Annotated in this window: 17 protein-coding genes; 10 read left to right on the forward strand and 7 right to left on the reverse strand. The window is 64.9% G+C overall.

Features of this window, described 5'->3' with window-relative positions; all coding sequences use genetic code 11:
* Positions 1 to 3: 3 nt before the first annotated feature.
* On the reverse strand, positions 4 to 1,122 hold the full coding sequence (locus BLV31_RS04795) for an acyl-CoA dehydrogenase family protein (protein WP_064060769.1): 1,119 nt from the start codon (positions 1,120 to 1,122) through the stop codon (positions 4 to 6).
* Between the two features lie 50 nt (positions 1,123 to 1,172).
* Positions 1,173 to 2,309: a CaiB/BaiF CoA transferase family protein gene (locus tag BLV31_RS04800; RefSeq protein WP_071936074.1), complete on the reverse strand. Its 1,137-nt coding sequence runs from the start codon at positions 2,307 to 2,309 to the stop codon at positions 1,173 to 1,175.
* A 162-nt stretch (positions 2,310 to 2,471) separates the two neighbouring features.
* Between BLV31_RS04800 and BLV31_RS04805 the strand changes: the two genes are divergently transcribed.
* Positions 2,472 to 3,947, forward strand: coding sequence for an aldehyde dehydrogenase (NADP(+)) (locus BLV31_RS04805; protein WP_039584295.1), 1,476 nt, complete (start codon positions 2,472 to 2,474; stop codon positions 3,945 to 3,947).
* A gap of 204 nt (positions 3,948 to 4,151) precedes the next feature.
* Here the strand turns inward: BLV31_RS04805 and BLV31_RS04810 are convergent, their stop codons facing one another.
* The 4 genes from BLV31_RS04810 to BLV31_RS04825 all read right to left on the reverse strand — a co-directional run bounded on the left by BLV31_RS04810 (position 4,152) and on the right by BLV31_RS04825 (position 8,934).
* Positions 4,152 to 5,417 carry an MFS transporter gene (locus tag BLV31_RS04810; protein WP_228044743.1) on the reverse strand — a complete coding sequence of 422 codons (1,266 nt, stop codon included), beginning with the start codon at positions 5,415 to 5,417 and terminating at the stop codon, positions 4,152 to 4,154.
* Between the two features lie 397 nt (positions 5,418 to 5,814).
* Positions 5,815 to 6,609 (reverse strand): IclR family transcriptional regulator domain-containing protein, encoded by a 795-nt coding sequence (locus BLV31_RS04815; RefSeq protein WP_039584294.1) that lies wholly within the window; start codon positions 6,607 to 6,609, stop codon positions 5,815 to 5,817.
* Positions 6,606 to 7,850, reverse strand: coding sequence for an MFS transporter (locus tag BLV31_RS04820; protein ID WP_039584292.1), 1,245 nt, complete (start codon positions 7,848 to 7,850; stop codon positions 6,606 to 6,608). Before BLV31_RS04820 ends, BLV31_RS04815 begins: the two co-directional genes overlap by 4 nt.
* Positions 7,851 to 8,103: 253 nt before the next feature.
* On the reverse strand, positions 8,104 to 8,934 hold the full coding sequence (locus BLV31_RS04825) for an IclR family transcriptional regulator domain-containing protein (RefSeq protein ID WP_248846222.1): 831 nt from the start codon (positions 8,932 to 8,934) through the stop codon (positions 8,104 to 8,106).
* 314 nt (positions 8,935 to 9,248) lie between these two features.
* Here BLV31_RS04825 and BLV31_RS04830 point away from each other — a divergent pair, with 314 nt between their 5' ends.
* Genes BLV31_RS04830 through BLV31_RS04845 form a run of 4 tightly spaced genes read left to right on the forward strand, consistent with a single transcriptional unit; the run spans position 9,249 to position 13,235 of the window.
* Positions 9,249 to 10,532 carry an aromatic ring-hydroxylating dioxygenase subunit alpha gene (locus BLV31_RS04830; RefSeq protein WP_006552202.1) on the forward strand — a complete coding sequence of 428 codons (1,284 nt, stop codon included), beginning with the start codon at positions 9,249 to 9,251 and terminating at the stop codon, positions 10,530 to 10,532.
* A 32-nt stretch (positions 10,533 to 10,564) separates the two neighbouring features.
* The gene (locus BLV31_RS04835; RefSeq protein WP_064060770.1) at positions 10,565 to 11,752 is read left to right on the forward strand and encodes a zinc-dependent alcohol dehydrogenase; all 1,188 of its coding nucleotides are present in this window, start codon (positions 10,565 to 10,567) and stop codon (positions 11,750 to 11,752) included.
* Positions 11,749 to 12,255: a hypothetical protein gene (locus BLV31_RS04840; RefSeq protein ID WP_064060771.1), complete on the forward strand. Its 507-nt coding sequence runs from the start codon at positions 11,749 to 11,751 to the stop codon at positions 12,253 to 12,255. The genes BLV31_RS04835 and BLV31_RS04840 overlap by 4 nt, the downstream gene beginning before the upstream one ends.
* Before the next feature lie 2 nt (positions 12,256 to 12,257).
* The gene (locus tag BLV31_RS04845; RefSeq protein ID WP_039584285.1) at positions 12,258 to 13,235 is read left to right on the forward strand and encodes a PDR/VanB family oxidoreductase; all 978 of its coding nucleotides are present in this window, start codon (positions 12,258 to 12,260) and stop codon (positions 13,233 to 13,235) included.
* Between the two features lie 829 nt (positions 13,236 to 14,064).
* Here the strand turns inward: BLV31_RS04845 and BLV31_RS04850 are convergent.
* Positions 14,065 to 14,871, reverse strand: coding sequence for an IclR family transcriptional regulator domain-containing protein (locus BLV31_RS04850; protein WP_174556300.1), 807 nt, complete (start codon positions 14,869 to 14,871; stop codon positions 14,065 to 14,067).
* A 92-nt stretch (positions 14,872 to 14,963) separates the two neighbouring features.
* On the opposite strand from BLV31_RS04850, the gene BLV31_RS04855 reads away from it, so the two are divergent.
* The 5 genes from BLV31_RS04855 (at position 14,964) to BLV31_RS04875 (ending at position 20,147) form a co-directional block, all read left to right on the forward strand.
* Positions 14,964 to 16,229, forward strand: coding sequence for an aromatic ring-hydroxylating dioxygenase subunit alpha (locus BLV31_RS04855; protein WP_039584283.1), 1,266 nt, complete (start codon positions 14,964 to 14,966; stop codon positions 16,227 to 16,229).
* Positions 16,226 to 16,696 (forward strand): aromatic-ring-hydroxylating dioxygenase subunit beta, encoded by a 471-nt coding sequence (locus BLV31_RS04860; RefSeq protein ID WP_006552196.1) that lies wholly within the window; start codon positions 16,226 to 16,228, stop codon positions 16,694 to 16,696. The genes BLV31_RS04855 and BLV31_RS04860 overlap by 4 nt, the downstream gene beginning before the upstream one ends.
* Positions 16,697 to 16,773: 77 nt before the next feature.
* The gene (locus BLV31_RS04865; protein WP_235367005.1) at positions 16,774 to 17,706 is read left to right on the forward strand and encodes a PdxA family dehydrogenase; all 933 of its coding nucleotides are present in this window, start codon (positions 16,774 to 16,776) and stop codon (positions 17,704 to 17,706) included.
* Entirely contained in the window at positions 17,703 to 18,713 is a 1,011-nt protein-coding gene (locus tag BLV31_RS04870) for a 2Fe-2S iron-sulfur cluster-binding protein (RefSeq protein WP_039584281.1), read from the forward strand. The genes BLV31_RS04865 and BLV31_RS04870 overlap by 4 nt, the downstream gene beginning before the upstream one ends.
* Positions 18,714 to 18,767: 54 nt before the next feature.
* Complete coding sequence (locus BLV31_RS04875; RefSeq protein ID WP_039584280.1) at positions 18,768 to 20,147, forward strand: MFS transporter; 1,380 nt, start codon at positions 18,768 to 18,770, stop codon at positions 20,145 to 20,147.
* Positions 20,148 to 20,399: the final 252 nt, after the last annotated feature.

Below are 20,399 nucleotides of genomic sequence, written 5' to 3' on the forward strand. Positions count from 1 at the left end.
CGCCTACTTTCCGTATACCGACTTGGCGATGATGAGTCGCTGGATCTGGTTGGTGCCCTCGTAGATCTGGGTGATCTTGGCGTCGCGCATCATCCGCTCGACCGGATAATCACGGACATAGCCGTATCCGCCGTGCAGTTGGAGCGCATCGGTGGTCACCGACATGGCGGTGTCGCTGCACAGCAGCTTCGCCATGGCCGCCTTCGTCCGTCCCGCCGGTTCCCCGTCGTCGATGAGACGGGCTGCGTCGTACAGCAGCGTGCGGGCCGACTCGATCTTGACGGCCATATCGGCGACCATGCCGCGCAGAAGCTGGAAGCGGGAGATGGACTGGCCGAACTGCTCGCGGTCGGTCGTGTACGACACTGCGGCATCGAATGCGCCCTGTGCGATGCCGAGAGCCTGCGCGGCGATGAGTGCCCGGCTGACGTTCAGTTCCTCGGAGATGTACGCGAACCCCTGGTAGGGGTCGTTGACGACCCGGACGGCGGGCAGTCGGCACTCGTCGAAGTTCACGTCGGTCGTGGGGCTGCCGCGCATACCCATCTTCTTTTCGGGAGCGCCGAAACTGACGCCGGCGTCGTCCTTGTGCACCATGAAGATGCCGAGTGACTTCTCGCCGGTCTTCGCCAGCACGGCGTACCAGTCGGCCCACGGCGCATTGCTGATGAACCGCTTCTGACCGTTGAGGATCCAGTCGGACCCATCCTGGGTTGCGGTCGTTGCGATCGCCGACAGGTCCGAGCCCACGCGCGGCTCGGTCATGCACCATGCGGCGCCGGCGGCGCCCGATGCGACGTTCGGTACCACCAGTCGCTTGAGTTCGTCGGAGCCTTGACGGAGCACGGTGGAGGTGCCGGCCCAGTTGACCAGCATGACCAGTGCCGTGCTTGCACAGGACGCTGCGACTTCTTCTACAGCGATGACCTGGGCGAGCAGGTCGGCTCCACTGCCGCCGAGGCTCTCGGGGTAGGCGAGTCCGGGCAGGTCGTTGCTGCGCAGGGCTGCCCAGGATTCCGAGGGGAATCGTTCCTTGTCGTCCACATCGGCGGCGTGCGGTGCGATCTTGGTCTGCGCGAGTTTGCGGACGCTCTCGCGGAATTCGCGATATTCGATACTCATGAATTACTCCTGGTCTGTGTGGGGAAGGTGATGATTCGGAAGTTCGACGGTCACAGTGGGGGCCAGCTCAGACCCGTCACGGACGAGGGGATACCGGCTGCGGCCGCCCGGTGGGCGAGGTCTTCGGCGACACCGGCACGGCGCAGCACTTCCTCGGTCTTGACGTGGGTGTCGGTGGCGCGCCGTGTCGGGCCGTCGGAGAACACCGGGACCACGGGGACCGAATCCAGTGCGAAGTCCGGGTCCCGGGCGACGATCTGATCGAAGGTGGCCAGTTCGTGCGGTTCGAGTACCGGTGTCACGCAGGCATCGACATCGGCGAACACTGTGGTCCACTCCGCCATCGTCTTCGTCTCGAATGCTGTGGTCAGTGACTTTTCGATGTGGTCCCAGGTGGACTCGTCGAAATGGTTCGGAACGGCGCCGAGGTCGAGGGTGGTCCACAACCGTTCGAAGAAGGCGGTCTCGAGTGCCCCGACTGCGACGTAGCGATCGTCGGAGCAGCGGTAGCACCGATAGAACGGCATCGATCCGGTCAGTACGCCGTGTCCACGTCCGGGCAGCGTCGGCGTCTGCCAGTCGACGAAGTTCATTCCCATCATCGACAGCACGCCGTCGACCATGGCGGCATCGATGTACCGGCCTTTGCCTGTACGCGTGCGGTCGTAGAGGGCGGACATGATGCCGAATGCCGACAGCAATCCGCCGCCTGCGAAGTCGGCGACCAGGTTCAGCGGCAGTGTCGGCGGGTGATCCGAGGGGCCGAAGGTCCCGAGGGCACCGGCGATGGCCAGGTAGTTGATGTCGTGCCCGGCGCGCTGCGCCATGGGCCCGTTCTGGCCGTAGCCCGTCACGCTGCAGTAGACGAGTCCGGGATTGAGGGCCGACAGTTCCGCGTAGCCGGCGCCCAGCTTGTCTGCCACTCCGGGGCGGAATCCTTCCATGAAGACGTCGGCTTCCGAAACGAGGGTGTGCAGGGCGTCGAGGCCGTCGGCGGTCTTGAGGTCGAGCGAGATGAATTCCTTGCCTCGCGACAGCGCGGGCACCGGAAGCCCGGAACGACCACCACCGATTGCGATCACTTCTGCGCCGAGGTCCGCGAGCAGCATGCTCGCGTACGGTCCGGGCGCCAGACGTGTCATATCCAGTACCCGAACCCCCGCGAGTGGTCCTGTCGTTGCGGTCATCGTCGTCCTCCAAAGTCATCCGGTATCTCGTGTGATGCCCATCCTGGAGGCGGTGACTGCACTCACACCATCTCCATGTGGAGATGTCGCATCACATCGGTTCTCCCGCACACTGAGATCCACACACTCAGCACGGGACGCTCCGAATTCGACAGGACAGCAATGGAAACCACTGCGACAGACACTCTTCTCGACACCTCCGCGCAGGATTACGAGCGGATTCTCGACGCCGCCGAGGCCGCCGCGGCGCCTCTTGCTCGTACGGACCTGCACGAGCGAGCGCACCTTCTGCGGTCGGTGGCCGATGCGCTCGACGCCACAGCGTCGGAACTGGTACCGCTGGCGGCCGCCGACAGTTCACTGCCCGAGCCGCGCCTGCGCGGCGAAGTCACGCGGACGACGACGCAGCTGCGGATGTTCGCCGAGGTCGTCGAGGAGGGCTCCTGGCTGGAAGCGATCATCGACACGGCCGATCCGGATGCGCACCCTGCTCCGCGTCCCGACCTGCGCCGGATGCTCGTGCCCACCGGACCTGTCGCAGTGTTCGGTGCGAGCAACTTTCCGTTCGCATTCGGACTCGGCGGCGGAGACACTGCTTCGGCATTGGCTGCCGGCTGCCCCGTCGTGGCCAAAGCCCACCCTGCTCAGCCGCGATTGACCGCCGCTTATGCGCGGGCGATCGACGAGGGACTGCGGGCGTGCGGCGCCCCGGACGGCACCTTCGGGGTTGTGCAGGGCGCCGAGATCGGACGTCAGCTCGTCCAGGATCGGCGTATCACCGCCGTCGGGTTCACCGGCTCGACATCGGGTGGCCGTGCGCTGGCCGATCTGGCAGCCGGTCGCCCGGATCCCATCCCGTTCTACGGTGAGCTCGGCAGCACCAATCCGGTGTTCGTGACACCTGCGGCCGCCGAGGACCGGTCGGGCAAGATCGCCGGCGAGTTCCTCGAATCGTTGCTGCTCGGCGCGGGGCAGTTCTGCACCAAGCCGGGGCTGCTGTTCGTTCCCGAGCAGAGTTCGATCGAGTGGCTCGTTCGAACCGCGGTCGCCGATGATTCGTTCCGTCTGCTGCACGCAGGGATCCGGCAGTCGTTTCTCGAGGTGTCCCAGCAGATCCTCGACCATCCCGAGGTCCGGCCGGTGGCAGTGCCCGAGCAGAGTGGTCTGGACGAACTGTCGGTGCGGCCGGTCATCGGCGTGACCGACGCTCGGGCACTGCGTCGAAACCCTCAGGACCTGCTCGAAGAATGCTTCGGTCCGTTCGGGCTGATCGTGACCTACACATCGATCGAGGAGCTGTACGCGGCGATGGCTGTCCTGCCGGGCACGTTGACAGCGACCGTCCACGGAACCGATGACGATCCCGATGCTGCGGGACTGCTCGGTGCGCTTGCGCGCCGTGCGGGGCGCGTCATCTGGAATGGATGGCCCACCGGTGTGGCCGTGGGTTGGGCTCAGCACCACGGTGGTCCCTACCCGGCCACCAACTCGGTACACACCTCCGTCGGAGCGACCGCGATTCGGCGATTCCTGCGTCCGGTCGCCTACCAGTCGGTGCCCGAAGCGAACCTGCCGTCCGCTCTCGTCGATGCGAACCCGTGGGGTATCCCCCGCCGAGTGAACGGCCGGCTGTCGTAGGGCCACCGGTGCTCGCGATGTCGCCTCGGTTCGGACTGGGTGCGCAGAGGACTACGTCTGTTGCGTGGCTTCGGACCGGGTTTGTATGTGGCGTTGTGTCACACGACCTTCCGGACCGGCGCGGGTAGTCACGCCCAGGTGTGCTGCACAACCAACGACACGGCGGTCTCCGGAGGGAGGCCGCCGTGTCGTTGGTTGTGGGTCTCAGGAGGTGGTGGTGTCGGGAGTGACCGGTTCTGTGTCGGCGACGGTGGTCTTTCCGCCGTTCTCGTCGACGAAGTACAGGATCACTGCGCCGATCATCGGTCCGACGGCGAGGGCTGCGAACGCTGCCAGGAACGAGCCGGTGGCGGAGAAGACCGCGCCGATGGCGAGGGGGACGAGGGTGCTGGCGATCTGCCAGAAGGCGTTGGATGCGCCGGCGGCTGTGCCGGTGACGTCGCTCGAGACCAGGCGGGGGATCATCGCGACGATCAGGGGCAGGTATCCGTAACCGACCAGGCCGAGGATGGGTGCTGCGATGAGGAGCGCAGGGACGTTGTCCAGCGTTCCGAAGAAGATCAGGATGATGGAGAACAGCGCGAGAATGACGATCGCGGGCTTTCGGGCGCTGCCTATCCGGTCGCCGAGTATTCCGGTGAGGGGTTTACTGACGACCGCCACGCCCGCGAAGATCGCCACGATGAACCCGGCGGTGGTGCCGGAAACGCCGTGTCCCTTGATGAGCAGGGCGTTGGACCAGGTGACGAATCCGTATGTGCCCCAGAACCCGCCGAATCCGGCGAGGGAGAGCAGCATGAGATCGCGGTTGGTGGTCAGGGTCTTCCAGGCGGAGGGGCGCTTGCCGTCGCCCGCGGTAGCGATCGTGTTGGTGACCGGTCCCGGCCGGATGATCACGTAACAGATGACGGCCGTGACGATCGAGATGGCACCGAAAAGGTGGTAGGAGGCGTGCCAGCTGTAGTGGTTGATCATCCACGGGACGGCGGTGTTGGCGATGACGGTGCCGAGCGAGGTCGCGGAGGTGAACAGTCCCATGACCTTGCCGAGTTCCTTGGGCTGGAACCAGCTTGCCAGGAGCTTGACGCCTGCGGCGTAATCCGCACCGGCGAAGAAGCCGACGACTGCTTGCACGCCGATGCCGATGACCGCGGAGGTGGTCGATCCGAAGATCATCATGAACACGCCTGCGCCGGCGAGTGAGACGGTGACCACCTCGCGGCCACCGAACCGGTCGGAGAGCACCCCGGTGAGGGCGTTGGAGCAGACGTAGCCGATGTAGTACGCGGTGGCGAACACGCCGAGGCTGGCCAGTGGTACGCCGAGGTCCTCGCCGACGAACACCGATGCCGGGCCCCAGGTGGAGCGATCGACGGAGGTCATGGTGAAGGCGAGCCAGCAGAGCACGAGCACGACCCACCGATATCGGTTGCGTGCCTGTTGATCAGGTGATGTGGAAATCGTCTGCACGAGGGGTTTCCTGTCTGGTCTCGGCGCGATAAGGGGGTCTCGGGTTGTGTTGCTGCTACCCGGGTTCTCGGGGGAGAGGATCGCTGCCGTCGGTCGAATAGCGTTGATGCAGTCGAGGTGTGGAAGGGGCTGTGAACGTCACGAGGGGGTATGTCGCGGAAAGTTCAGGGTGGGTCACCTTCGACCGGTCGAGCGCTGCACCTGTTTTATCAAGGTGATCGCGTTCACACAATGTTTGCGTCCGTTTGTGGAGCAATTGCGCGCTATTCGGACGGATCTTGCCCATCGGTCCGGTCCGGGAGGCCATCGGCCGGATCGTGTGATCGCCGCTCGATCCGTCGATCACGCGGCGCGCAGGGCGCTGTCCCGATGACGACCGCGATCACCGGACAGGGCCTCACATCGTTGCGAGCTCCTCGCGGATCTGCTCGGCCGCAGTGCGCAGAGCGGTGAGGATCGATCCCCGCATGTGATCGAGTGATACCCGCGAGGACTGAGCGGAGACGTTGAGAGCGGCGACTGCGTAGCCTTCGGCGTCGCGAACGGGCACGGCGATCGACCGCACTCCCTCGGTGAGTTCCTCGTCCGCCAGCGACCATCCCTCGTTGCGTGCGGCGAGGATCTTCTCGCGTAGTTCGTCGGTGTCGATCGTGGTGGCCGCGGTGTAACTGTGGGTGTCCACGCTAGCCAGATAGGCGTCGAGTTCGGCATCGGTGCGGTCGGCCAGGAGTACACGACCGGTGGCGACGGCGTAGGCCGGCAGACTCGTCCCGACCACGATTTCGACCGTGAGGACCCGGTCGGCCTGGACCCGGTCGACATAGAAGATCCTGTCGTGATGCAGCACGGTGAGCGAGGCCGTCTCCTGCGTCTGCTCGGCCAGGCGTTCGAGGTGGGGCCGGACGATCTCGGGAAGTCCGCTGCTCAGGACGTAGGCGTCGCCGATCTCGAGTATCGCGGGGCGGGCGGTGTAGGCGGTGCCGTCGTAGGACAGATAACCCATGTACTCGAGTGTCAGCACGAAGCGCCGGGCCGCGGTGCGGGTGATACCGGCGAGGGTCGCGACTTCGGTGACCGACAGGGGGCGACGTTCTCGCCCGAACAGTTTGAGTACCTCGAGCCCCCGGCCGAGAGCTTGAACGTGATCGCGGTTCTGCTCCGGGGTCGTCGTGGTTGCTTCGTTCTCGCTCACAGGCTCAACCTATCTACTTCGTGTGATGCTGCCGATCGAGTGGGGGCGTGAGAAGTGCGGATCCCCCAGAGGCCGAGCGCGACGCATACTGCGTACAGCGCTGCCGCCGCAGACCAGCCGGTCGCGAATCCGCCGGTGTGATCGGTCAGCAGGCCCATCAGAGCGGGCCCGCCGGCGAATCCGAGATACATCCCGACTGCGATGGCGCTCGAGGCGCGGCCTACGGTGCTGGTCCGAACCACGCGGAGCGCACCGGCCATCAACACCACATTGGCTGCGAGGGCGGTCGCACCGTGCACGCCGACGCCGATCCACAGGAGGGCAAGCCATCCCCAGAGTTCGGCACCGAGCAGGGCGAGTGCGCCGAGCAGGGAGCCCGATGCGAGGACCAGCAGCAGGGTGAAGGGGCCGGTTCTTCCGGAAAGCGCGCGGCCCCAGCCGATTCGCGCGGTGACACCGATCAGGCCGGCGATCGCGGCGGTCAGCCCGGCCACGGTCAGGTTCAATCCCATTTCGTCGTGCGCGAACAACGGAAGATAGACGTTGGTGGCCTGAAGGGCGGCGCCGGAGAACAAGGCGTAGGCGGCGAACAGCCAGACGGCCGGAGGCAGGGTGCGGCGCTCGGTGCGGTCGGAGGAGGGTGCGGCACGCTCGGGGGCGCTCGCCGACCGTTGGGAACGGTTCCGGGACGGTGCGCAACGCCAGGCCCAGAGGGCCGAGATGCCCGCGATGGCCGCGCCGACCCATAGTGGGCCTCGCCATCCCCAGGCAAGTGCCAGGGTGGGGCATCCGACTCCGGCGGCGAGTTGGCTGACCTGCACCCCGGACTGCTTCACTCCGATCCAGGGAGAGCGTTTGGCCGGTGGGGCATTATCGCTGATCACGCGGTTGGTGACGGGATTCGACAGGGCCTGTGCAGCCCCGGACAAGACCATGGCTGCCAGTAGCCACAGGTAGTTCGTCGACAGCGCCGCGATGACGAACGAGAGTGCGGCGCCCGCGAAGATCGTGACGAGCAGTGCGCGAGCGGGGAAGCGGTCGCTGAATCGCCCGAAGGACAGGGACAGGGCAGCCGCCGCCAGGAAGCTGAGCGTGGCGAGCATTCCGAACTGCGCCGCGGTGATGCCGAGCGAGTCGATGACCAGCGCGCTCGTCGCGCTCAGGCCGTAGGTCAGCAGTGGGCCGATCGCCATGGCTGCCGTCAGCAACGGCAGTAGTGCTCGGGAATTGCGGTTGTTCACTACAGGCACTCCATCGACAGTTCTATCGCTGCGCGACGGTGCGCACGATCTCAGCGCAAAGCGTCCGCATAGCGTTCAAGAAACCTATCTTCGGACGCAAGTGTCGCACGTCCTCGGGTGTGGCACCTACCTCGCCGCGTCCCCGACTCTCGTGGGCCATCGAAGCGTGGCGAGATGTGACGGGAGGCCGCGGAGCACGCCGTGGGTGTTCGGCGACGGGTGGACGCGCGCGTCCTCGCGGGATGGGATGCGCTCAGACGTCGATTCCGGCGCGCAGTTCCAGGGAGATTCGACCGGCGGTTTCGAGGAGTGGGGGAAGGTACCGCGGAACCAGGGTGCGCGCGGATTCGTGCGTTTGGTACATCGACACGGTGAGTGCGCCGACGACGCGGCCGGTTCGGGAGCGCAGCGGCACGGCCAACGCTTGCACTCCGACATCGAGAACCTGGTCGGCGAAGGCCCAGCCCTGGCGGCGGATGATGTCCAATTCGCGCTCGAGTCGACTGCGCTCGTCGTGGGCGGGCGCCGGGTGCGGGTCCTGGGGAGCCGAGAAGTCGAGATGTCGGTTCAGTTCGGCTTCGGGAAGTGCGGCCAGCAGCACCCGTCCGGTCGCTGTCTGATGGGCGGGCAATCGGCTGCCCGCCTTCAAGGACACCGACATGCCGGACGCAACCTCCACTCTGCTGACGTACCGGATGTCCGGACCGTCGAGCACTGTGACGGACGCGGAGAGACCCAGGTTTCGCGCAAGTGCCTCGAGGTGTGGCTGGCACACGTCGGCGAGGGTGAACCTCGACAGGTTGGCATAGCCCAGCTCGAGTACCTGCGGTGTCAGGGTGAACTTGCGGCCGGAGACCTCGACGAATCCGAGTTCGACGAGGGTGTGCAGGAATCGGCGCGCCGCCGAGCGGGGGAGTCGGCACCGCTCTGCCACCTCGGTCAGTGTGAGGTGGCGATGCTCGCGGTCGAAGGTGGTCAGCACTGCGATGGCGCGTTCGAGTGATTGGACCGCGTCCTTCGGGCGGGCCGGCCGCACGGGGGTCGACGTCGGCATGGCGTCCACCGCGCTATTGGCTCGCGTCATCTGTTCCCTCTCCGGTGCCCTCACTGAGTGGGCTTCTTCGATCCCACGACCGCGAGTGTAGTGGAGTCCGATGTGCGCGCATATGCGCGTTCTTTTCGGACCTTCCACGGCGGCGTGCGCACCTTCGCCGGTGGTGATCCATCGCGTGTCTCGGCGACAGAAACAGCGAGTACCAGGGGTCTTAGGGTGAAAAGTAAGGCCGCCCATGGTTGACGGTGCGAAGCGACGTGTGCCACAGTGCTCCCACCGATCAATTTCCGCGCACGTGCGCGCTATTCGGACGCAATCAGTCGTTGAAGGTCGAAAGGACTGCCATGCTGACGCAAGACCAGAACACTCTGCTGGTTCAGACGGGCCCCGATACGCCCATGGGCCGGCTTTTCCGCCGGTACTGGATCCCGGCGTTGCTGGCGGAGGAGTTGCCGGAGCCGGACTGCGCCCCGGTCCGGGTCAAGCTGCTCGGCGAGCAACTGATCGCATTCCGCGACACCCAGGGCAGGCTCGGACTGCTCGACGAGTTCTGCAGTCACCGCACCGCCTCGCTGTACTTCGGCCGCAACGAGGACTGCGGCCTGCGCTGCGCATACCACGGCTGGAAGTACGACGTCGAGGGCAACTGCGTCGACATGCCGTCCGAACCGGAGGACTCGAAGTTCAAGTCCCGGATCAAGCAGAAGGCATACCCGTGTGTCGAGCGCGGCGGCGTGATCTGGACGTACATGGGTCCGCCCGAGCTCAAGCCCGAACTGCCCGAACTCGAATGGGCCATGCTCGGCGACGGCCACCGATTCGTCTCGAAGCGACTGCAGGAGACGAACTACCTGCAGGCAATGGAGGGCGGCATCGACTCGAGCCACGTCTCGTTCGCCCACCGATTCAACCTCGACGACGACCCGATGCACTCGGGGACCGAGGGCAACAAGTACCTCAAGGCCGACACCCGCCCCAAGTTCGAGGTCGCCGAGAGCGACGGCGGTCTGGTCATCGGTGCTCGCCGCAACGCCAACGACGACGAGTACTACTGGCGGATCACCCAGTGGATCATGCCCTGGTACACCATCATTCCCCCGTTCGGCACCCACAATCCGCTCGGCGGGCACGCCTGGGTGCCCATCGACGACGAGACGTGCTGGGCGTGGAGCATCAACTACCACCCCACCCGGGAGCTGCGCGAGGACGAACTCGCGTCGATGCGCAACGGAGACGGAATCCACGCCAAGTACATCCCCGGGACCTACCGGACGCTGGCGAACAAGGACAACGACTATCTGATGGACCGCGAGGCCCAGAAGCAGAAGAAGACGTTCTCCGGCATCGAGGGCATCGCCGCCCAGGACTTCTCCCTGCAGGAATCGATGGGAGCAATCTGCGATCGCACCAAGGAACGCCTCGGAACTTCCGACGCCGGCATCATCTTGGCCCGCCGCCGACTGCTCGCCGCCCTCGAGGAACTCGAAGCGGAAACCCTGCCCGGTCTGCAGCCCGAACACCAGCGTGTGCGGTCAACCTCGGTCCTGCTGCCGAAGGCAACGCCCTTCCAGGAAGGTGCAGAGGACGCACTCCGCATGGTCGAAGGCGAAGACTTCGTCTCCATCTGACCACTCCGGCAACAAGAAACAAGGAATCCGTCGTGACCAATAGAGCCGACATCGACACCGCATCGACACCCTCGTTAGCCGGCCCGCCGACGATGGTCCGCGCCGCGGTGTCGATGCCCGACACAACCACGACCATCCGCCACCTCGACACCAGCGCAGCCGTCGGTGCCGTGGGCTGGCTCGAAGTCGAATCCTCCGCGGTGTGCGGAACCGATGTCGGTCTCTATCGGGCCGGACTGGACTCGCCCACAGTGCTCGGCCATCACGTCGTCGGGACCGTCGTCTCGGTGGATCGGACCCAGTCCGCCGCATGGGACGTGCGGCCCGGCGACCGGGTCGCGCTGGAGGAGTACCTGCCGTGTATGCAGCAGGACTGCCCGGCGTGCCGCATCGGTGATCACCGCATGTGCCCCCAGACCGATCTGTTCGTAGGAAAGCGGCGAGTAGGTCTGGTCCCGGCGAACGACGGGTCCGGTCTGCACGGCGGCAACGCCGAATACATGCAGCTCAGCGCAAACAGCCTCGTGTACCGCCTACCGGCGGATCTCGATGCGGACCTCGCAGCGTGGACACAGCCCTTCGCCAACGCGCTGGATTGGACGGTCGATGCCGGCGGCGCCGAGGAGGGGTCGACGGTCGTGATCATCGGCCCCGGCTACCACGGTATCTCCGCAGTAGCCGCAGCCCGGGCTGTCGGTGCCGCCCGCATCGTCGTGATCGGGGTACCGGAGTCGGCCGGGCGCCTCGAGATCGCCGAATCGCTCGGTGCGGTGCCGGTGATCAACGACAACGACGACCTTGCCGAACTGATCCTGCGAGCCACCGGCGGTGAGGGAGCCGATGTACTCCTCGACACCGTAGGACTCGGAGGACAGGCCGTGGCCGCCGCCGCCCGTGCGTTGCGCAAGCGGGGCCGGCTGGTCATCGGCGGACTGGGGTCGACGCCGGTCTGCGAACTCGATCTCAAATCTCTGGTGCGCGGCGCCAACACCATCGTCGGTGTCCGAGGCCGCTCTCCTGATGCAGTCACACGCAGCATCGAACTTCTCGCCGGCGGCCGATCCGGATTGGAGATCGTGCCCTCCGTCGACGTCGGCCTCGACGAGGTCGACGACATGTTGGGGCGGATGGCCACCGGACAGGGGCCGGTGAGTCCTCACGTCGTGATCCGTCCACAGTTGCACCGCCCGAACACTCAGAAACGAGGAACGCTGTCATGAGCGAGACGACACCCCGCCGGATGTCCTACGTAGCTCGAATACTGCTGGTGCCCCTGGGGAAGTCCGGTGACGACCTGGTCGAGCAGATGGCTCGGGCGGGGTTGACCGATGTCGACGTCGTCACCGCGCACTCGCCCGCCGAGGCGGCCGTACGCGACATCAACGCCGAGGCCACGGTGGTGCGTCGTATCGACGAGTTGGTCACCGAATCGGACATGGTCATTCTCATCGGTTCGGTACTGCCTCAGGTCCCCATTGGCTTTGCCACCGCCATGGCCGAAGCAGCCCGCGAATCGGGCAACCTGCTCGCCGGTGTCCTGATCGACCAACAGGACTGGGACAGCCCGCAAGGGGCCGAAGCGATGGCAGTACTGCGGATGGAACTCGACATGCTGGTGTCCATCACCCAGGTCTCTCTCGCCACTGCCTTCGTCGACGTTCTCAAAGGGGGATACCGCACCCCGGGTGCTTACGCGCCAGTTCTCTCGACCCCAAGGATCTGACAATGACACAAGAGACCAGCCGCCTCGTGGTCCGGCAACAACGACTCGAATCCGACGGCGTGTTGTCGCTGACCCTCGAGCACCCGGAGGGGGCCGCCCTCGACGAATGGGAGCCCGGAGCACATATCGACCTCGTGCTGCCCTCCGGGACCGTTCGGCAGTACAGCCTGTGTGGTGACCCCGAGGACAAGACTGCCTACCGGATCGCCGTTCTCAAAGAAGAGCAAGGACGCGGTGGGTCGAAGGAAATCCACGACAGTGTCCGGGTGGGGGACCTCCTCGCGGTGCGGGGACCCCGCAACCACTTCGCCCTCGAGCCTGCACCTCACTACCTCCTGATCGCCGGAGGAATCGGAATCACTCCCATTCTTTCGATGGCACGGAAACTGTCACGGGAGAACGCCAGCTGGTCCGCGCTCTACGGCGGCCGCAGCCGCGCCACGATGGCATTCGTGGAAGAGATTTGCGGACTCGGCGAAGTAGACGTCTGTCCTGCAGACGAATTCGGAAACCTCGACCTGGCAGGCGCCGTGGCCGACGTTCCGGCCGGCACCGCCGTGTACTGCTGTGGCCCCGAAGGTCTACTGCAGGCGGTGAAATCGGTGTGTGGTCCGGCGCTCGGTGACGAAGCAATTCATTTCGAGCGGTTCGGTGCCCCTGTCGTGGAGGTCGATTCTTCCGAGGCTGCCGACGCATCGGAGGGGCAGTCGCCCACCGAATTCGAGGTCGAACTGCGCCGGACCGGGTGCACGTTGAAGGTGCCTGCAGACCGCACCCTGCTCGAAGTCGTTCTCGAAGCGAACCCGAACATCCTGTACTCCTGCGAGGACGGATTCTGCGGGTCCTGCGAAACCCGCGTGCTCGACGGAGTTCCCGAACATCACGATTCGATCCTCTCTCAGGCAGACCGAGACAAGGGCCAGACGATGATGATCTGTGTCGGACGTTCTCGCACACCCACTCTGGTCCTCGACGCTTGACGTAGCGGGATGCTGCGAGGAGTCGGGTGTCCGCCTTCCCATGTTTTCGGATCACGGGACGGACCACCCGCACTCGCACTATCCATTGCAGGGCCTGCGGTTGCTGCAACCGGGCATGCTCGTTGCCGAAGAACTTCTCGAACCATGCGTCGACGGTGCCGCATCGGCAGGGGCTATCGCGTCCCTCGATTCCGGTATCGGATCTAACTTCCTGGACGACGCGATCGGTGAGACTTCCAGCGCCTTTCTTCCGGCCGCGAACACACCTCGGCGGCCCTGACGAGCGCTCGTCCATTCTTCGGGCGGGGTGGAAGCTGCGGCGACCGGATGGTCGCTGCAGCGATGATCGATCGAATCGTTCCACCAGCCGATGTGCTGACCCCGCGGGCGCCGACTACCGCGTGCGGAGCGGAATCGTCGACCGTGCACTCGGATTCCGTACCAATCACCGCGGCGAGATCGGCTATCCCCGCGAGTGCCTCGTTGCCCTCGCAGGACTGTCAGGCCGGACGTCGATGACGTCCGGCCTGCCGGTCCTGGAGACCGGTCGCCAGCGCCGAAGCGCCGATAGTGCGACCAGCTGTCCGTGCACGTGGGCACTGTTGTTCGCGGGTAGAAGTTCTCATACTTGTCGACCTCGCACCCTTTGAGGGCCCTGCGAACCGCCCTCGCGCATGTCTTCTTGAGGTGTTCAGGACCGCATCAAGACCTGATTCCATGGATCGGTCGTCGCCTCCTTGATGTCGGTGTTCTTCCGGAGGCACGCCTGCAGGGTGCAGCGATCGTTTCGCGCACGGATGTCGCGCCTGGGTGCACCCTTCGAGGGATCTCACAGAAGCCGGCCGAGCCTTTCGGCGTACTCGTTCAGTACGGGCACGGCCGCTTTCTGGAGGTCGTGGAGGGTGGTTCTGGCAGTGGATGCACTGACACTCATGGCCGCCACGGTTTCACCGCGGGCGGTTCGGACCGGTACGGCTATCGACAGCATGCCGCGTTCGATTTCTTCGTCGGTATACGCCATGCCGCTCTCCCTTGCTGCCAGAATCCGTTCCCTGACGGCATCGATATCGGTCAGCGTCTGGGGTGTGCGTGTCTGGAGGTTGCACTGTCGGAGATAGTCGTCCAGTTGTGTATCGGTCAGTCCTGCCAGCAGTACTCGACCGGTTGCCGAGTTGTGGGCGGGCAGTTTGGCGCCGACACGGACTCCGGTCGACACGATCCGGGTGGCCTCGGCGCGGGCGACGAACAGGGCCCATCCGTCTTCGAGAACAGCGAGCGATACCGATTCGTCCAACGCATCGCGAGCCTCGGTCAATTGCGGCTGGGCGAGTTGCGGGAGCGGCGCGGTGTCCAGATAGGCGCCGCTGAGACGGAGCATTCTGGGTGTCGGGCGGAAGTTTCCGTTGTCGTGGGTCAGGTAGCCGAGCTCGACGAGGGTGAGCAGGCAGCGCCGTGCCGCGGCGCGAGAGGTGTTGGTCCGCTGTGCGGCATCGGTGACGGTCAGTTGTGGGTGGCGGATGTCGAAGGCTTCGATGACCGCCAGACCCTTCGCCAATCCGGCCATTCCTTCGGGGGCGCGGGAAGAACTCTTGACACTTTCTTGGGCGTCCTGCTTAATTGTTCGAGAATTGCTCATCTGTTCGTTATACGAACAAGCGCGGGGTGTGTCAAGCCCAAGCGAGCGAGTTCTCTGATGTCCCGACTGGTTGTCCAGACTGAGGAGAAATAATGGAAAGCAGCGTTGTCGACACAGGCCGCGATACCCCGGTGGAGTGGACCGACGACCTCACCCGAGTGCCGTATCGGGTGTTCCAGGACCAGGATGTCTACGCCGCCGAGCAGACCAAGCTGTTCCAGGGGCCGTATTGGAGCTACCTGTGCCTCGAGGCAGAGGTGGCCGACCCGGGAGACTACTGCTCGACCTTCGTCGGCGAGACGCCGGTGATCGTGGCACGTGATCGCGACGGGGAGCTCTACGGATTCGAGAACCGCTGTGCCCACCGCGGTGCCCTCCTGGCACTGGACGACCGCGGAAACACGAAGGACTTCACCTGCGTCTACCACGCCTGGAGCTACAACCTGCAGGGCGATCTGACCGGCGTCGCCTTCAAAGACGGAATCAAAGGCAAAGGGGGAATGCCTGATTCGTTCTGCATGGAGGATCACGGCCCGCGCAAGATGCGCATCGCCGTCCTCCACGGCCTGGTCTTCGGAAGCTTTTCCGATGACGTGCCGGACATCGAAGAGTATCTCGGCGAAGAGATCACGAGCCGGATCGCCCGGGTCCTCAGTGGCCGTACGCCCGAGATCATCGGACGCTTCACGCAGGTGCTTCCCAACAACTGGAAGCTGTACGTAGAGAACGTCAAGGACTCCTACCACGCCAGCATCCTGCACCTGTTCTTCACCACCTTCGAACTCAACCGCCTGTCGCAGCGCGGCGGGATCATCGTCGACGAGAGCGGCGGCCACCACGTCAGTTACTCGGCGATCGACCGAGACGCCGAGAAGGACGTCGCCTACGCCGACCAGAACATCCGATCCGAAAGCGCCTACAAACTGGCCGATCCGTCGCTGCTCGAGGGGTTCAGCGAGGTCGGCGACGATACGACGCTGCAGATCCTCTCCGTCTTCCCGGGTTTCGTGCTGCAACAGATCCAGAACTCCGTGGCCGTGCGCCAGATCCTGCCGACCGGAGTCGAGCAAACCCGCTTGAACTGGACATATCTCGGATTCGAAGAAGACACGCCCGAGCAGCGAGAGATCCGTCTCAAGCAGTCCAACCTGGTGGGCCCCGCAGGTTACATCTCGATGGAGGACGGCTGCGTCGGAGGTTTCGTGCAACGCGGAATCGCAGGTGCAGCAAGCGAGTCTGCAGTGCTCGAAATGGGAGGAAGTCTGGCCGAATCCAGCGAGAGCCGTGTCACCGAAGCATCGGTACGCGGCTTCTGGAAGGCATACCGGACCGCGATGAACCGACAGGAAGAGGCATGAGCATGAACGACTTCCAGCGAATCGGCCGTGTGCAGGCCGACTACTCCCGTTGCATCGACGAGGGCCCGCTCGAGCGTTGGCCGGACTTTTTCGTCGAGGACTGCATGTACCGGATCACCACCGCGCAGAACTACAGCGAGGGCCTGCCCGCAGGACTGGTATGGGCCAACACTCGCCGCATGCTCGTCGACCGCGTATCGGCACTGCGCGAAGCCAACATCTACGAGCGACACACCTACCGTCATATCCTGGGCCAGCCCCTGGTGCTGGACGAGAACGGCGACGGTATCCATGCCGAAACCAGCTTCCTGGTGGTGCGGGTGATGCGTGACGGCCAATCCGACATCTTCACCAGCGGGCGATATGTCGACCGGTACGTGGAGGTCGACGGTCAGTTGAAGATTGCCGAACGGGTCGTGGTGTGCGACAGCACCAACATCGATACCTTGCTGGCGCTCCCACTATGAACGGGTCCCCGCCCCGGGTCCTGCTCACAATCGGCGACCCGAACGGAATCGGCCCCGAAATCGCGGTGAAAGCCGTCGTGGCAGCACAGGAACATCCCGCATTCAATCCGGTCCTGGTGGGCGATCGACATGTCATCGAATCGCTCGCCCACCAGGGCGGCATGACGCTCCGCGAGACGGTCGACGGCCACCGCGCACCCCTCGCCGGTGTGGTCGACATCCTCCCCGTCGACTCGTTGCCCCCCGGAGCGTTCGCTCCGGGCCGGGTGAGCGCAGAAGCCGGGACGGCGACCGTGGCGTACCTCGAACGCGCGGTGCGCTGCCTGCAGGGCGGTGGAGCCCGCGGCATCGTCGCGTGCCCGCACTCGGAAACCGCGATCAACGCCGCCGGTATCTCTTTCAACGGATATCCAGGCATGCTGGCCGAACTCGTCGGCGCGCGACGGGACGAGGTTTTCCTGATGCTCGTCGGTGCCGGCCTGCGCATCGTGCACGCCACCTTGCACGAATCATTGAAAGATGCGCTCGGGCGCCTCACACCGGAGCTGGTGTACAGGGCAGCGCACGCTGTGGTGCAGACCCTTCAGGACCAGGGCATCGCGTCCCCGCGTATCGGCGTGTTCGGTATCAATCCGCATGCCGGAGAAGGCGGCCTGTTCGGCGACGACGATCTGCGGGTGACAGCGCCTGCGGTCGAGCGGCTGCGCGCCGCAGGGATCGACGCCTGCGGACCGGTCGGAGCCGACCTCATGCTCGGCGATACCAGCTTCGACGCGTTCGTCGCCATGTACCACGACCAGGGCCATATTCCCGTCAAACTCCTCGCCGGACGCACCGCAGCCGCGATGACGATCGGCGCCGGCGTGCGGTTCTCCAGTGTCGGGCACGGCGCCGGGTTCGACATCGCCGGCAAGGGAACAGCCGATGCGGACGCCGTTGTCGCGGCGGTGCGGCTGGTCGGCGCCACCGCCGGCGCCTCATCACACGTAACCGCAGGAGTCACGTCATGACCTACCAGGTAACCGTCACGGGATCGGACATCAATTTTCCGTGCGAGCCCGACGAGAGTGTGCTCGACGCGGCGGAACGCGCGGGATACGCGATCCCGTACTCGTGCCGCAAAGGCGTGTGTTCGAGTTGTGAAGGTGCGCTCGATGCCGGCAGCCTCGCGGTGCGCGGCCGGGGAACGGCGCAAGGCCCCGAAAACGGAGTGCTGTTCTGTCAGGCGCAGCCCACCACGGACGTCGACATCACACCGAAGCGGATCACCGAACGAGACAAGGTGGTACGTAAGCAACTCACCGCGAAGGTCCACCGAATCACTCGCCCGACACCCGATGTCGCGGTCGTGCAGCTGCGTCTGCCCACCGGAGTGCGTGCGAAGTTCGCCGCGGGTCAGTACCTCAAGGTTTTTCTCGACGACGGGGACAGCCGCAACTATTCGATGGCGAATCCGCCGCACGAGAACGACGGAGTGCAACTGCACATTCGTCACGTGCAGGGGGGACGATTCTCCGAGGAGGTGCTTCGCACGCTCGAGAAGGGAAGCAAACTGAGAATCGAGCTGCCCTACGGCGAGTTCTCGTTGAACCCCGACTCGGACAGGCCCGTCATCTTCGTCGCCAGCGGCACCGGCTTCGCCCCGGTGAAGTCGATCGTCGAGGACCACCTCAAACGCGGGGGAGAGCGGTCGTTGCATCTCTACTGGGGTGCACGACGGCAAGAGGACATCTACCTGCCCGAGTTGCCCGAGAAGTGGCCCTCGGTTTCGGATCGGGTTTGCTTCACTCCGGTCCTGTCGCATCCCGCCGAGGACTGGACCGGTCGCACCGGTCTCGTTCATCGAGCCGTGCTCGAGGATTATGCAGACCTCAGCGGCCACGAGGTCTATGCATGCGGAAGTCCCGCAATGACCTCGGCGGCACGCGAGGATTTCGTCCACGAGGCCGGTTTGGCACCGGACAACTTCTACTGCGACGCCTTCGTACCGTCGGGCGATCTTGTTGTCACCGCGTGATCCGCTACCACCACCACATCCGGGAATCCCGGTACCAGACACTGTGAGGCACTCATGTCCATCGCACCATCGCGCGTGACACTGCCGGATTTCATCGATTCGCGGCCGGTGAGTCGATACCAGTACATCGTGATCGGCCTGTGTGGGTTGGTCATGTTCATCGACGGCTTCGACACCCAGAGCATCAGCTACATGGCGCCCCACATCGCCGAGGAGTGGGGTCTGTCGAAACAAGTGCTCGGGCCCATCTTCTCTGCCGCTCTCGCCGGTCTGATGGTCGGCTATCTGGCGCTCTCGCCGCTGTCCGAGCGGTTCGGTCACCGCCGGATGATTATTGCGAGCACAGTCCTCTTCGCGCTCGGCACGTTGGCCGCGGCCTGGTCGCAGAACGTCACCGAGCTGATGGCGTTGCGTTTCATCACCGGAATGGGACTCGGTGCTGCTGCGCCCAGTGCCATCGCGCTGACGGGCGAATACAGCCCCAAGCGTCTTCGAGCGACCTTCGTCCTGGCGATCTACTGCGGTTTCTCCCTCGGTTTCGTCGCGGCAGGGTTGGTCTCCGGTTGGCTGATCCCGATCTTCGGCTGGCGCTCGGTGCTCGTCGTCGGCGCAGTAGCACCGCTTCTGCTGCTCCCGGCATTGCTGCGCTTTCTGCCGGACTCGCTCACCTTGATGATCAACAAAGGTGCCGAACCCAAGCGGGTCAGGTCGATCCTGCGCAGGATCGATCCCGGTCTCGCCGCCGGCTCCGACTTCACCTACGAGGCAGAGAAGCAGCCTGACGAACAGCGCACTGCACTGAGGAACCTGTTCACCCGTGACCGGGTGTTGGGCACGCTGCTGCTGTGGTTGGTCTTCGTCATCAATCTCGGTGAGTTCTACGCACTGCAGAGCTGGCTACCGTCGATCATGACGAGCCTGGACTACGACATGGGTACGGTGGTCACCGCTACGACCCTGACGACTGTCGGCGGCATCGCTGCGGCGTTTGTCACCGGGCCGTGTATGGACCGACTCGGTGCGTATCTCACCCTCGGAACGGTGTACATCGTCGGATTCGCGTTCGTCGCATTGACCGGTCTTGCTTTGAGTGCGCCGTTGTGGGTCCTGCTGACTGCCAACTTCTTTGCGGGTGTGTGTATCAGCGGCGGACAGAAGAGCTTGATCGCCTTGTCTGCGGTGTTCTATCCGACATCGATGCGTTCGACCGGTGTCGGTTGGGCATTGGGTGTGGGCCGCATCGGTGGAATTGTCGGGCCGATCGTGGTCGGAGCGGCTCTCGGGATGGGGTGGTCCGCCAGTGCAGTGTTCTATGCGATGTCGATTCCCATGCTCGTGGCCGGCGTGGCGGTACTGCTCCTGGGTCGATGGGTCCGGAGCGACAAACACCCCGACCGTGCGGTGGCGGAAAGTCAGTCGCTGGCGCACAAGTAGTACGAGTCGGCGACATGCCGAGGAGTCGGAGCCGGGGCTGCTCCGCGAACGGATGTCCGCGTACCCGCTTGCGGGTCGGTCCGGGTAGAGCCGTCTCTGTCGGTGTTCGGTGAGTGCTGCCGTTATGCGTCTCCACGGCATGGGCCGTCCTTCGGTTCGCTTTTCGTCAGGTCGACGAACCGAAGGGCGGCCCGTGCCCAGGGTTGTTGATGGAGATCGCGAATCGCGGAAGCTCGCGAGTTCGTCGGGTGA

It is taken from the genome of Rhodococcus pyridinivorans (assembly GCF_900105195.1).
Lineage (GTDB): Bacteria > Actinomycetota > Actinomycetes > Mycobacteriales > Mycobacteriaceae > Rhodococcus > Rhodococcus pyridinivorans.